Source organism: Paenibacillus hunanensis (assembly GCF_034055775.1).
Classification (GTDB): Bacteria; Bacillota; Bacilli; order Paenibacillales; family Paenibacillaceae; genus Saccharibacillus; species Saccharibacillus hunanensis.
Window position 1 is genome coordinate 3,916,927 of record NZ_CP139194.1, and the last position, 14,198, is coordinate 3,931,124.

A 14,198-nucleotide genomic window follows, 5' to 3' on the forward strand; every position below is an offset into this window, starting at 1 on the left:
AAAAAATAACTCACCTCTTGCCAAGCCTCATAGTTTCCTCTAAAATAATCCTAATTTATTCAATAACCGTCTTTCGTATAACCCCGATGATATGGGCCGGGGGTCTCTACCAGGAACCGTAAAATCCTGATTACGAAAAAATGCTGTCGTCTGTCTGTCATGCATTTTTTTGTGATTGGGATTTTTGTATTCGAAATGGACATTACCAGCTCGCTCATGCGTATGTCATCCCTTCGAAAATGCTGCTTATCCCGTTATCGCCATCCAGCATGACAGCCAGTGAAACAAACTAATTTCTGTCAGAGGAGTGTGTGCTATGCAATGGAATCAAGCTGCTTTAACACGTAGAATCGAGGTTTCTGCCCATCATCGTCCTGCCGATCTTGTTATTCGCGGCGGGCAAATAGTCAATGTATTCAGCGGAGAGATCACCGTAGCAGATATCGCTATCATAGACGGGATGATCGCCGGGATCGGAAGCTATGAAGGCAAGGAAATTGTGGATGCTAGTGGAAAATGGATTATTCCCGGTCTGATTGATGGTCATGTGCATATCGAGAGCTCGCTCCTATCGCCAAAGGAATTTGCCAGAGTCGTCCTTCAGCATGGCGTTACTAGTGTGATTACGGATCCGCATGAGATCGGTAGTGTCGCTGGAGTTGAAGGTATCCGTTATATGCTGGAGCAATCCGAACGCTTACCTATGGATCAATTTGTGATGCTTCCGTCCTGCGTGCCTGCGACTCCCTTCGAGAGCTGTGCTGCACGTCTAACCGCAGAGGATTTGGAGCCATTTTATAGCCATCCGCGTGTGCTCGGTCTGGCAGAGGTTATGGATTATGGGGCACTCGCAGGAGCAGAGCCTGGCATGGTCGAGAAGCTAGCTTCCGCCCATGCACATGGCAAACGAATCGATGGGCATGCAGCTGGTATTGCTGCCGATCAGCTTGATGTGTATGCTGCGGCTGGTATTCGTACCGATCATGAATGTATTAATGCAGAGGAAGCGAAGCAACGGCTTGCGCTCGGAATGTATGTGATGATCCGCGAAGGGACAGCGACCCGAGATCTGGAAGCGATCCTACCTGCGGTTACTCCCTATAATGCACGTCGATGTGTGTTTGTGACCGATGATAAATTAACGGATGATCTACTGGATGAGGGCAGTGTGGATCACAATGTGCGACTCGCCATCCGTTATGGACTGCCACCAGTTACCGCGATTCAGATGGCAACATTGAACACAGCAGAATGCTTCGGCTTACGCGATCGCGGTGCGATTGCTCCCGGCTATATCGCCGATCTGGTGCTGCTCGATCATCTGGAAGAGCTGACTATTCACAGTGTATACAAGCAAGGACGTCCTGTAGTTATAGAGCGCCAATTGCAGAAAGCTGCATTCCCTACTACAACGCTATCCAACTCCACCCATACAGCGGCATTGTCAAGCTGTCATATGACGCCACTTGAAGCCGATCATCTTGCTTTATCGCTCAGCTCAGAGCGATGCAATGTCATTGAAGTTATTCCACAATCGATCGTTACAAGGCATGCGATAGAGCAAGCGGATATCGTCAACGGTCATTTTGCACCATCCGTGGAGCGCGATCTACTCAAGCTCGTTGTCGCAGAGCGTCATCAAGCAACCGGTCATATCGGACGCGCCATTGTGAAGGGCTTCCAGCTAAAGCGCGGTGCGATTGTATCCACGGTCGCCCATGATTCGCATAATCTGATTGCGGCGGGCGCATCGGATGAAGAGCTGTTGCTAGCTATCCGTCATGTAACCGAGCTAGGTGGTGGACTCGCGGTTATTGATGGCGAGCAGGTGCTTGCTTCACTGCCATTATCGATTGGCGGGTTATTATCCGAGCTTCCTTATGAGCAAGTGTATATGCAACTGGGGCAGCTTCGGCAGGCGCTTCAGCATATCGGAGCAGCGCAGCATTTTGATCCATTCCTGACGCTATCTTTTCTAGCTCTGCCTGTCATCCCGACACTCAAGCTCACCGATCTGGGATTGTTTGATTTTGCAGCGGGTCGGCATATTTCTGTAGAAGCGATAGAGCAGTCTCATTCCCTGCCGCAGACATAACATAGAGTAGAATCCAGCTGGTCATATCATGATAAGTAAATATTTTACATTTTCCTATTAGAGTTGCATTCTTCTCTAATCTCAGCCGATCGCTTAACCGATATACATCTAAGAAACTTTCCTATCACAACGATCAAAGGGGAATGCAATAATGGTATGGCTTAAAACACTACTACTCACGTTAGGCGCATTTATTGTGGGTGGAGCGGCTGTTTTTCTCGCATTGTATCTGGACAACGGCCCTTTGAAGCAGGTATTCGGTACAGAGACTCGATCAGAAGCCGAATCACCTGCATCACAGCATCACGCTTCTTCTCCACCCGCACCACTGTCGGAAGATGAGCTACCACCTGTAGAGCAATTCAACAATATTCCGAAAACAAAGCTGTATGACGATCATGTCGCGGTACTCATGTATCACGATATGAGCTCAACGGAAAAGGGCGGCGATATTATTACGCCTGACTTGTTCGCAGCTCAGCTTGATTTCTTACGTTCAAAAGGAATGAATTTTATTACCCTGGAGCAGTTCCGTTCCTTTATGGAGGGCGCTCCCATACCGGAAAATGCAGTTCTGGTCACATTTGATGATGGGTATGAGAACTTTTATACGACAGCCTATCCGATTATGAAGGAACGTGGCATCTCGGGAGTTAGCTTCGTGATTACAGGCGATTTTAGCAAAAAGGCGATGGTGTACACCCCGCATATGACGCGCCAGGAGATTCAGAGCATGCTCGCTGCTGACCCGAACACCGAGGTGCAGCCTCATACGAATCACCTGCATTACAAAACAAGCGAAACGACAGATGCACTTACCGCTCCACTCGTTACGGATGGAGTAACGGAATCACCGGGAACTTATCTGGCTCGTATTAGTGGTGATCTGGCTAGCTGTATCGATCAATTGAAATCGCTGAACAAGCGTCCTGTGGATACTTTTGCTTATCCATACGGTCTGTACACTCCAGAAGTACAGGAGGTTGTAAAGGATGCAGGCATCAAGTATGCCTTCACAACAACACTCGGTCTGGCTTCTCGCAACGATGATCCTTATGCGATTCCTCGTATTAACGGAGGCTCACCACTCGTAAGTCCACAGCGTCTGTTTGCCTCGATCTATTGGGAAAACAAACAGCCTGGGCATAATCTGTACTTGCCGGATGCAGTACAGCATAGTGGACGTGAGGATATCCGTTCGGTCGGTGTGCATCATAAGTAAGAGCTACACGCCAAAGATTGGAAGCCTACAATGAAGCATCATCGTGACGTATCACGCTGTCGATAAGCAAAGTGAAGAACCGTATACAATACAACAAAAAAGCACCGCTCCGTATACTCCATGCGTGAAAGTTGTAGCTTGCCTTCTGGCGTAGCTACGATTCACCCAAGGATAACGGGCGGTGCTTTTTTCGTTTTCATTTATATTCATCATTACATCTATATCAATAATCATTTTATATAAACCTCTGCACCCCTATTGCTATACATGAGGGATGCAGAGCGTTAGCATAGATTCACGGTGATCAGTAACACGATCATTTATCTATAAAATGAATCCTGGCTATCGCAAGAATATGATCGGATTGCATCGTATTCGTTCGCAATAGAGGTTCATCTATTCGGGCATTCAGCTATTCGTTCATGTTGATCTATATCCAGCATCCGGTTGACATGGGACATTAGCTAGCTTTGACGACTTGAAGCGTATCGTCCTGTACTTCAACACGAATATGTTGAATATTCTCGTCATCCAGCACCAGGTCTGTAATGCCATCCTCAACATATTGCTGGATTACACGACGGAGTGGGCGTGCACCAAATGCAGGATTGTAGCCGAGCTGCGACAGTTTTCTTTTCGCTTCATCGGACACGTTCAAGCTGATGCCCTGCTCACTCAGTGTGGCTTCGATATCAGTCAGCATATGATCAACGATCTGTACCAGATCCTCTTCCTTGAGTGATGCAAATGGAATAATCGCATCAAAGCGGTTCAGGAATTCTGGGCGGAAATACGCACCCAGTGAATCGAGCAACGAACGAGTCTGATCTGCTTTTGGTGCAGAGAAGCCGACGGTAATCTTTTTATCCACGATACCTGCGTTCGAGGTCATAATGATGACGGTATCCTTGAAGCTTACCGTACGTCCCTGACTATCTGTCAGACGTCCATCATCCAGCACCTGCAAGAACATATGCTGTACATCCGGGTGCGCCTTCTCAATCTCATCCAGCAAAATAATACTGTACGGATTACGGCGTACACGCTCGGTTAATTGACCGGCTTCTTCATGACCGACATAACCTGGAGGCGATCCGATCAATTTGGAAACGGAATGCTTCTCCATGTATTCGCTCATATCCAGACGAATCATAGCATCCTTCTGTCCGAACAGCTCTTCAGCGAGTGATTTGGACAGCTCGGTTTTACCAACACCTGTTGGACCGACAAACAGGAACGAAGCGATTGGTTTGTTTTGCTGCTTCAAGCCAGCACGACTACGGCGAATCGCTTTAGCTACTTTTTCGACAGCCTCATGCTGACCGATCACTTTACCTTCCAGACGAGCCGCGAGATGTTTCATTTTGTTCTGTTCATCCTGCTGTAGCTTGCCGACCGGAATACCGGTTTTGCGTTCGACAATTTGCTGAATATGCTCGGTACGTACTTCGGATGGTGTGCTCGCACTAATGCCTTTGCTCAAGCTTTCCAGCAAAATTGCTTCTTCATCGCGAAGCTCAGCAGCACGCTCATATTGCTCAGATGCAGTTGCCTGCTCTTTTTCCAAACGCACCTGCTCCAGACGACTGCGCAGCTGGGTATCATCACTTGCCGATGCAGCCAGATTCAGCTTCGCACCTGCTTCATCCAGCAAATCGATCGCTTTGTCAGGCAGGAAGCGATCCTGAATATAACGATGGGATAGCTGTACACAGGCTGCTATTGCTTCATCGGTATAACGTACACTGTGGTATTGTTCATATTTTGGACGCAGCCCATTCAGAATCGCTACAGTCTCTTCCAGTGTTGGCTCGTCGACCATTACAGGTTGGAAACGGCGTTCCAGCGCAGCATCCTTTTCAATCTGACGATACTCCTTCAATGTGGTCGCACCGATCACCTGTAGCTCACCACGAGCCAGTACAGGCTTCAGCATATTGCCTGCATCCATCGAGCCCTCCGCAGAGCCTGCACCTACAAGCAGGTGAATTTCATCGATGAACAGTAATACATTATCGCGCTGTTCCAGCTCAGCGATCAGTTGTTTTACCTTTTCCTCAAATTGTCCACGGATACCTGTTCCAGCTACGAGCGAAGCCACATCCAGCGAATAGACTTCCTTGTTCAGTAGCTTCGACGGTACTTTGCCTTCAATAATACGCAGTGCCAGTCCTTCTGCAATTGCTGTTTTACCGACACCTGGTTCACCGATCAGCACCGGATTGTTTTTGTTACGACGATTCAGAATTTCGATCACACGCTCGATCTCTTCATCACGTCCGATCACGGTATCAATACGACCTTCGCGAGCCGCATCGTTCAGATTGCGACCGAGCTGATCCAGAATACCGCCACCACCGCGGCGAGTCTGTGTGCGAGCTCCCGCAGCCGGTTGACCTGCTGCACCATTCGAGCGATTCGATTGAGATTGCATAAAGCCTTTGAAAAATTCATCCAGTGGCGACATGCCCTGACCGGACGAACCAAAGCCTGCATTAAAAGGTACACCGCTATTCATCTTGGCATAGCAGTCCTGACAGAGAAACATTTTTTCCGATTTATGATTAACTGTAAATTGAAGTCCTACGGTTGCTTCGTGTTGATTACAATGTTGACAACGCATCGATCATTGCCCCTTTCATGGATAGAATTCCATATAAGTTCGAATTAAGTAAGCCTATATCAACTACACAGAAACGTTATTGATCAGAAAAGGTCAGTTTGATGTTTGATCAATATGTTCTGACTTTGACTTTCTTTGACTATTATAACTCTTCTGTATATAAAGTCAATACGTTACAGATAGTTTTCAGTAATATTTTTGTATGCAACTTATTAATAGTTACAAAAAAGACAGATATCCTCTTTGTTGGATAGCCGCCTTCAGGTTTATATATTCGATGCGATGGGAGTGTAGATGTACATTATTCGAATATATACATACATTTTACACATACATCCTTTTAGCCGGATAGAATGGATACATCGTAGAAACAGGAATAACCAAATGATCTGCCTCTAACAGAGGTTCAGAATTTCACATGGATGGATAAGAAGCGATGGGACTTATTTCTGAGATTCTATTGGAACTGATCGCTAACATCCTGCCAATGTGTTAGATCCGGTAGCCGTTGTGCGCCCCAGTAATTCAGAAATAAGGTCAAAATCTGATCGTGATCCTGAGTAAGAAGTTGATAATGCCTGAACTCCTGCTTACTAAACTCTAAACGAAGCTCGACTACCATCTGTCCCGCCTGCTCCGCTTCCTCTAGCGAAGCAGCTTGTAAATAGATGCTATTTTCAAGCGGAACTGACGGCTCCAGCACGACAAAGTCATACAGCTCCAGCTCTCCGATAAGCTCACGAAATAATGAAGCATTCAAACTTTCGTTAGAATAGGTGGTATTGCCGCAGGTTAGCTCATAGCTCAGATTATCATAGGACATCATTATCATTCTCCTCTTTTTGTAAGTGTGTGGCTTTGTTTTGATATGTTTTGGTGCTTTGGTGCTTTGGTGTTATGGTGTTTTTGGTATGTGACGCTATGTGGATATGTATTGTACGTTTGTTTTCTCTTAGTGTACCAAGCCTGTATATTAAAAACGACCAAAAAAATCCTCCTGACCGATGGTTAGACATACGATCAGGAGGATAGCTTAGTTGGATGAGCAGCGAATCCCTACAATGAAACGAGGGAGATAATGATGATATAGGCGTACGATCAGACGAATAGTCATTGGATCGAATTAGCCTCTTTATTCAATCGATCATACTACTTCTCAAACATCCAAATAGACGATGCCGCTTACTTGGACATGACTTGTAGCTTCACACTTGTATTGCTGTATATCGGCTTCACACTGTAGCCCTCTGGCAGACCCGTTACCTGTACCGAAGCGAATTGACCATGCTTCGCTGTAGGAGCGCTAATGATGATTTTGCTACCATTGCTAGGAATGTAACCGTTCGTGAAATTGAGCTTTAGCTTACCTCCATACATTGCAGTACCATCGATTTTGAGCAGGTCGTTTTTGCTGCTAATATTCAGCTCCAGCGTTCCTTTGGATGCTTGCTTGTAATCGCCACCGATCACGAGCCAGCCGTTTACCTTCTCGGACAGTACACCGCCCTCGTTCGACACATTGCCGCGTCCGAACGCATAGCCATTTTGACCTTGCAGTGTACCTGCTTGCAGATGAGTTGCGCCAGTGTAGCTATTTTTCCCTGCCAGCTGTAGTGTACCGCTACCCTTCTTAGTCAAGCCACCTTTACCGGAAATCGGGTTGCGCCATGTATCCTTGCTATTGAAGCCGCCTTTGGCAGCATCCATCGTTACCGTCACATCATTCGGGAAAGCACCAAAGCCATCTGCCGCTGCAAACAGATTCAAACGTCCCCAGCCTTCTGGATCATTCAGCACCGGATAAACAGAAGCGAGACCAGTTGTTGCCAGCACCCAGCGACGCTGTGCATCGGTCAGATAAGGTAAACGTGTCTCCAGCAGTACCTCAGCACCCTTCGGAACGGATACTGCTTCATTAGTTGCTGTAATCTGTGGGAACCCATACGTCAGACGCTCGGTATAGGCTTGCTTATTCGCCTGATAATTGCTAAAACGGTCTGTCGCTGTACCCTGTTGATCCTTGAGCACCTTTTGCGCCTGAGCATAAGCTTCCTGCTTGAGCTGCTTGTTATCTGGATCATTCAAAATCGCCGCCGACAGCGCTGTCGCCATTACACGTCCACCCATCACATCAAATGGAGAATGCATACCCGCTACGATACGGTCATTACCCAGCTCCGATGCGCGTGTGAGCAGCTCCTGATAACGCTCTGGATAGGCATAGGCCATCGCAATCGCAGACAGATAGGCTGCATTAGTATGACCACTCGGATACCCGCCATCTGTACTTGGATCCGACTTAATCTGTGGTACGAGCGTTGGAATAACCGAAGCCTCCGGGCTCCAGCGGAATGGACGTTTATAGTTAAAATACGCTTTAGATGGATTACTGGAGGAGTAATCCCCACGAAGCTTTTTCACCAGACTGACGACGCTACCGAGCTTGGAGTTCGGATCACCTGCATCATTGCCACCATCATCGTGTTTTTGAGTCGTTGCATCCGCAGGCACCTCGGTAATGGTCGTCGTTGCTCCTGCATCCTTACGATACACATCGGTTAGCTTACCCATGCCCTCCATAATGCTATAGCTCTGATTGCGACGATCGTCCAGATACGCGCGTTGCTCCTGTTCAGCAGTACGTTTATTAGCGATATTAATGACCTTTTGGATATTTTGATTCAACAGCTTCTCATTCAGCATCGTACCGGAATCCCATGTCTGTCCCGGTGTCCACAGCTTATCAAAGCCAGACAATGTACCGATAATCGAATTGGAATCAGGAGTAGAATGATCCTTCGTATTCGTTTTATATGTATCAACTACATAGCCCCATTCTGGCTTGACCGGGGTGATGGATGATGGAAACGTAGCGGCACTGGCATAGCTACCTCCGATGGAGCCTGAAAAGACGGATAAAGTGATGGAAAGTCCGATCACGCTTGATTTGGATAATTTCATGTGGTACATGTCCTCCTCGATCTCGATTAATTACACCTTGAACATCATAAGGCACCTGTGTTAACGCAATGCGAGGAAAAGATTGACGTAGTGTTAACTGTTATCAATACAAACACATATTTTACCAGTAGAGGATGTAGGATAGAAATAAAATGAGAGAGTGATCTGTACATTTTCCGTAGCTAACAAGCCTCGTGGCTGTACTATCGCTCATTATAATTGGAAAAGGATAAATAAAGCCGACTTCACCCTATCATCTTCAATTCCAGATGACAGACGGTGAAGTCGGCTTTTTCAAATCGTAATGATGCGTAGATGGCTACAGTTATGCTTAGATCACTACAGTTAACAGGTCTTCCTGATAGCTAACGGATTTTTTACCTGTTTCGATAACATCCAGATAGTTACCGGAGTTGGAAATGATAACAGGTGTAGTGAGTACATAGCCTGCTGCTTTGATCGCTTCCACATCAAATTCCATGAGCAGATCGCCTTTTTTGACGGTATCGCCCTGTTTTACTTTTGGTGTAAAATATTTACCTTTCAGCTTGACGGTATCCTGACCAACATGGATCAGAACGTCAACGCCGTTATTGCTCGTAATACCAATCGCATGACCGGAAGAGAACAGCGAGGTTAGTACACCATCGACTGGAGAGTATACTTTCCCTTCGATCGGTTCAATCGCGATCCCTTTACCGAGTGCGCCTGTGGAGAACGCTTCGTCTTTTACTTGAGACAGTGCGATAACATCACCCTTCATTGGGCTGAATACTGTTTCTTGTTTGACGAGTACATCATTGTTGGATACTTCTGTTTTGCCAGTTTCCGGCTCGTCGTCTGTCAATTTGGTGAAGAACATGAGCACGAAGCCAAGGATAAAGCTGACGACCATACCGATGATTGCGCCATAGAAGCCAAGATCAAAGCCGTTTGGACCGATGTAGGACGGAATACCGAATACACCCAGACCGCCGATAATGTACGCTTTGGTGCCCATCGCACCGATGATCGCGCCGCCAACTGCACCACCGATACAGCTCAGAATGAACGGTTTTTTACGTGGCAGAGTAATACCATAAATGGCTGGCTCGGTTACACCGAAGATACCAGAGATAAAGGCTGGAATCGACAGGGATTTGAGCTTTTTGCTTTTTGCTTTGATCAGGATTGCGAGTACAACGCCTGTTTGTGCGAACGATGCACCGAACATACCTGCCAGAATCGGATCGGAGCCCAGGTTAGTCAGGTTGTTGATCGCGATTGGCACGAAGCCCCAGTGCAGACCAAAGATAACGAAGACTTGCCAGAATGCACCCAGCAGCAGACCGGCTACGATTGGGCTCAGGTTATATACAGCCAGGATACCTGCACCTACGAGTTGACCTGCCCATGTTGCAACAGGGCCGATAATCAGAAACGCCAGTGGAATAGTGATCAGCAATGTACAGAATGGAACCATAAATGTTCTTACCACACTTGGAATGACACGCTTAAAAAATCCTTCAATCTTAGAGCCTACATACGTAGACAGGATAATCGGAATAACACTGGATGAATACGTCATCAGAATGACCGGGATCCCCAGGAACGTAATATGAACAGGAGATTCAAATGGCGTACCCGCGAATAACGTATACAGTGGCTTACCTGCGGATACGGCTGACAGCGTCGGATACACCAGCGCTGCACCAATCGCCATACCGATAAATATGTTCATATTGAATTTCTTCGCTGACGTGTAACCGAGGAAAATTGGGAAGAAGTAGAACAGACAGTCACCAATAGCGTTCAAAATGATGTACGTACCGGACGTGTTCACCAGAACGCCCATCGATACAAGTAGTGCTGTTAGACCTTTGATCATACCGGTTGCTGCCAGCACGCCCAGTGTTGGGGCAAATACGCCGGAGATCATATCAATAAAGCGACTGAACAGGCTCATCTTCTCGCCTGAAGTATCGGCTGCTGTCGATGATTCGCCACCCAGACCTGCTACCGCATTCACATCTGCATATACTTCAGGTACGTGGTTACCAATAACAACCTGATACTGACCACCACTCTGGATAACGGTTACAACACCATCCATATTTTTCAGGACATCCGTGTTCGCCTTATTCTCATCCTTTAATTTGAAACGAAGACGCGTAATACAGTGAGTCAGACTGTTCACATTTTCTTTGCCGCCAACATTTTGGATAATGTCCTTTGCTAATTGTTCGTACTTCATCGTTCTTCCTCCTTTATGAATATCCATATAAAAAGGCGAAACCAAACAGAATGTCCACACGGGCAGGACCCGTGACGATTCTGAGCTTGGTTTCGCCTGCATGACCAGTAACGATCCGATGATTTTATTCGATTGTATCGCTTGTAATGCGCTGGATATGAATCGTCAGATACAGCTTTTCCTCATCCGTCAGCTCGGTATCCAGATACTTCTCAATTTTGAGCATACAGTCATACGCTCGTCTGTACTTGCTCTTCACCTGCTGAAGTAAGAAATCATCCTCCAGCCAGCGCTTCTGCACCTGCATAAGACGCTGAAAGAAAAACTTGAGATGTGTAATAAAGCGCTCGTAGCTGATCGACTGCTCATCCAGCTCAATATTGTACGTGTACTTGATAATGTTCAGAATGTCCTGAATCTTCTCTGCCTGTACGGCGACATTGTGAAACTTGCTGCTGGAGCCGTTCAGCTCGGCGTTCACCAGATGAAGCGCAATATTCGCAGCTTCGTCCTCTGGCAGCGTTTTGCCAAGTGTCGACTCGATGAACTCCAGCGCCTTGACCCCAACCTTGTATTCCTTTGGATAAAAACGACGAATCTCCCAGCTTAACGGATTCGTATTGAAAATGCCTTCTTCGTACATTTTCATCGCATTGTTCAGGTGATCGGTGAGCGTGACGTAAATGTAATCGCTGAGCGTGCCTTCCAGATTGTTTTTGCCATACTCGATGATGTCATAGCAGACGGAAATGTATTCCGGCGGCACATCCTCAAGTAGCAACTTGAACTTTTCGGAGGCTTCCTTTTGCTGAAGCACAAAGATCTTTTCGATCAAGCTCTTGTCGACCGGCTCGCCTGCACTTTTTTTGAAAGCGATTCCACGACCCATAACGACAAATTCACGCTTGCCCGGATCACTGGCAATGATCGCGTTATTATTGAATATCTTTTGGATAATCATCCAAGCTGCCCTCCTTATCCTGTATAGTTTTGCACGAGGACTCAGATGCCGGACAAAAGTTCAGTTACAGCTTGAAGTATCACATCAGCAGGGTCCTTTAGCTCGTGTTTGATTGTGTTCTTTGATTCATTCGCAATCTTCCAGGAACCTGAGGGCGAACAGTAGGAAAGGCAATCCTTCTACTGTCTTGCTTCAGCAATCTACCGTACGTTGCATCACTCTTTCTTTATATGGAGTGGACAGTGAACAAGCCGTACCTGTCAGGACTGGAAAACAAAAAGGCAAAACCCAACACATGTAAACAAGCTTCAACAAAGCTATACATGTACTGGGTTTTGCCTTTTCAGTAACAATCCCAAGGTTAGAATAACACCTATTTTTCAATTTGGCAAGCGCTTTCTTTTTATTTTAATTAATATTTTTTAAGGTTAAGATTCCTTCTCTATTCTTATACTAAATGATATGAACTTTTTTACATTTGAAAGGTGTTTTAGAGCAATTCGATGTCGATATGCTGTCCATTGGATGATCTCCAGACACCACAGCTACTACGAAGATAAAGTAAAAAGCGATAGAATCCGATGCCCTCTAAGCATCTACAAGATTCTATCGCTTCTACTCCGTCGCTATTCGGTCATCGTAGGAAGACTTTTATATGACCCTGTCAGTTCATTTAATTTCACCTTCGTACATTGGTATAGCCCTTGTGTATCACCTCACTTCTTGGAACGCTGATACCCATCAGCTAACAATACACATAGTGCTATTCCTACGCGACACAGGCAAGTGTTACGCATAATTACGCAACAGTATATACTGCGGCGACTTGGTACCTTCCAGCGTCCAGGTCACATTGACAAGCGCACCTGCGGGTACAACAGTTGGCGTATGCGCTGAATCAAATCCAATCTGTGTACTGCCATCTGCATATTGTACAATCGGCTGAAAATACTTTAAGTCATTGCTCAATGTATTACGACTAATATTACGAGCGGTCACCTGTAGCTTGCCTGTCCAGCGTCCACCCTGCGCAGTATCCGCATTCCAGCTAAGATGATAGGATCGCACATCCAGAGCCCGTGCAGTCTGGTAAGCAGCAAAGCGCCCACTCCAATCCGACGTTAGCGGCGGAATGCTACGCATATAACGGCGATCCTGCAATTCGATAATCCCATTATGATATGTACCATTTACCTGCAAGCGGTCAATCAGTACGCGGATCGGAATATAAACGGCATTATTACGCAGCATCGGAACAGTATCCATCGTATAGGTGCGTCCATCTGCGCGAATCTGCTTGGAATCAAGCGTTACCGTCAATAAATGGCTGTTCAATGCAATCGTAGCCGAGCGTCCCTGTGGAAAATAGGTCACCTGCGCGCCAAGTAGATCACCGACCGAGCGAAGCGGAACCTGCGCTCGTCCAGCCGAATCGATAAAAGGCGATACCGGGCCTGTAAATAGCACCGCATATTCATTTATTTTTAGCAGCGGCGGCGAGCTAAAGGACTGTGCCGCCTCCACTCGTCCTCCCCATGGAGCCAGTACCATCAGCAACAAAGCTGCCAGACAGACAATGAACGGCTTTCGTTTCAACATACATCGTTACCTCCTATCGTCTATCTCCATATTAAACGTTATTAGCCGCTAGCACAAAAAGAAAACAGGAATTGGAGAGAATATTTACCTGTATAGCAGCAGATTGATATAGCTAATTGGTGATGGATAAGAAATTCTATCTATCCTTATTATACGGAGCGATGTGTATTACATGTGTAGATGCTGGATTGTTGGATCACTTTTCAATGATAGATAGTAAGGATAGTGTTGAGGAGAGATTTTCTGGGAGATGAATAGCACGGATTAAATCAGGACGGTTCGAGCATGGAGGAACTCATCATTTATATCACTGGTATAGCCTAGCTTACATTCTATACGGGTCTATGTACTATACTGGTCTATCCGCTGTAAAAGAAAAAACCTGTCTCCTTTGCAGGACACAGGTTCGTCGGCTAAGTTCACAGCTTATACCATGATCAGATTAGATGATCGAATCAAAAGCTATTCTACCCATTGTAGTGATGTGGATTGTATATCGCCTGT

8 protein-coding genes and 1 riboswitch are annotated in these 14,198 nt (G+C 46.3%); of the genes, 2 read left to right on the plus strand and 6 right to left on the minus strand.

The window, feature by feature from the left end; translation table 11 throughout:
• Window positions 1-53: 53 nt before the first annotated feature.
• Window positions 54-153, plus strand: a riboswitch (purine riboswitch).
• Between the two features lie 163 nt (window positions 154-316).
• Both ade and SK066_RS15945 read left to right on the plus strand, forming a co-directional pair.
• The gene (gene ade, locus SK066_RS15940; RefSeq protein ID WP_320542220.1) at window positions 317-2,095 is read left to right on the plus strand and encodes an adenine deaminase; all 1,779 of its coding nucleotides are present in this window, start codon (window positions 317-319) and stop codon (window positions 2,093-2,095) included.
• A 151-nt stretch (window positions 2,096-2,246) separates the two neighbouring features.
• Window positions 2,247-3,317, plus strand: coding sequence for a polysaccharide deacetylase family protein (locus SK066_RS15945; protein WP_320542221.1), 1,071 nt, complete (start codon window positions 2,247-2,249; stop codon window positions 3,315-3,317).
• A 460-nt stretch (window positions 3,318-3,777) separates the two neighbouring features.
• Here SK066_RS15945 and SK066_RS15950 read toward each other — a convergent pair whose 3' ends face one another.
• The 6 genes from SK066_RS15950 to SK066_RS15975 all read right to left on the minus strand — a co-directional run bounded on the left by SK066_RS15950 (window position 3,778) and on the right by SK066_RS15975 (window position 13,694).
• Complete coding sequence (locus SK066_RS15950; protein WP_188773965.1) at window positions 3,778-5,940, minus strand: ATP-dependent Clp protease ATP-binding subunit; 2,163 nt, start codon at window positions 5,938-5,940, stop codon at window positions 3,778-3,780.
• A 457-nt stretch (window positions 5,941-6,397) separates the two neighbouring features.
• Window positions 6,398-6,766 (minus strand): hypothetical protein, encoded by a 369-nt coding sequence (locus tag SK066_RS15955; protein ID WP_320542222.1) that lies wholly within the window; start codon window positions 6,764-6,766, stop codon window positions 6,398-6,400.
• A gap of 356 nt (window positions 6,767-7,122) precedes the next feature.
• Window positions 7,123-8,901 (minus strand): phosphatase PAP2 family protein, encoded by a 1,779-nt coding sequence (locus tag SK066_RS15960; RefSeq protein ID WP_320542223.1) that lies wholly within the window; start codon window positions 8,899-8,901, stop codon window positions 7,123-7,125.
• A 331-nt stretch (window positions 8,902-9,232) separates the two neighbouring features.
• Window positions 9,233-11,134 (minus strand): beta-glucoside-specific PTS transporter subunit IIABC, encoded by a 1,902-nt coding sequence (locus tag SK066_RS15965; RefSeq protein WP_320542224.1) that lies wholly within the window; start codon window positions 11,132-11,134, stop codon window positions 9,233-9,235.
• A gap of 124 nt (window positions 11,135-11,258) precedes the next feature.
• Window positions 11,259-12,095: a BglG family transcription antiterminator LicT gene (gene licT, locus SK066_RS15970; protein WP_320542225.1), complete on the minus strand. Its 837-nt coding sequence runs from the start codon at window positions 12,093-12,095 to the stop codon at window positions 11,259-11,261.
• Window positions 12,096-12,884: 789 nt separating this feature from the next.
• A complete protein-coding gene (locus SK066_RS15975) occupies window positions 12,885-13,694 on the minus strand; it encodes a copper amine oxidase N-terminal domain-containing protein (RefSeq protein ID WP_320542226.1) in 810 nt (269 codons plus the stop codon).
• Window positions 13,695-14,198: the final 504 nt, after the last annotated feature.

Bases quoted from the DNA above. Each gene is read 5' to 3' on its own strand.
- ade (WP_320542220.1), top strand. From the start codon at position 317: ATGCAATGGAATCAAGCTGCTTTAACACGTAGAATCGAGGTTTCTGCC.
- SK066_RS15965 (WP_320542224.1), bottom strand. From the start codon at position 11,134: ATGAAGTACGAACAATTAGCAAAGGACATTATCCAAAATGTTGGCGGC.
- SK066_RS15960 (WP_320542223.1), bottom strand. From the start codon at position 8,901: ATGAAATTATCCAAATCAAGCGTGATCGGACTTTCCATCACTTTATCC.
- SK066_RS15955 (WP_320542222.1), bottom strand. From the start codon at position 6,766: ATGATGTCCTATGATAATCTGAGCTATGAGCTAACCTGCGGCAATACC.
- SK066_RS15950 (WP_188773965.1), bottom strand. From the start codon at position 5,940: ATGCGTTGTCAACATTGTAATCAACACGAAGCAACCGTAGGACTTCAA.
- SK066_RS15975 (WP_320542226.1), bottom strand. From the start codon at position 13,694: ATGTTGAAACGAAAGCCGTTCATTGTCTGTCTGGCAGCTTTGTTGCTG.
- SK066_RS15945 (WP_320542221.1), top strand. From the start codon at position 2,247: ATGGTATGGCTTAAAACACTACTACTCACGTTAGGCGCATTTATTGTG.
- licT (WP_320542225.1), bottom strand. From the start codon at position 12,095: ATGATTATCCAAAAGATATTCAATAATAACGCGATCATTGCCAGTGAT.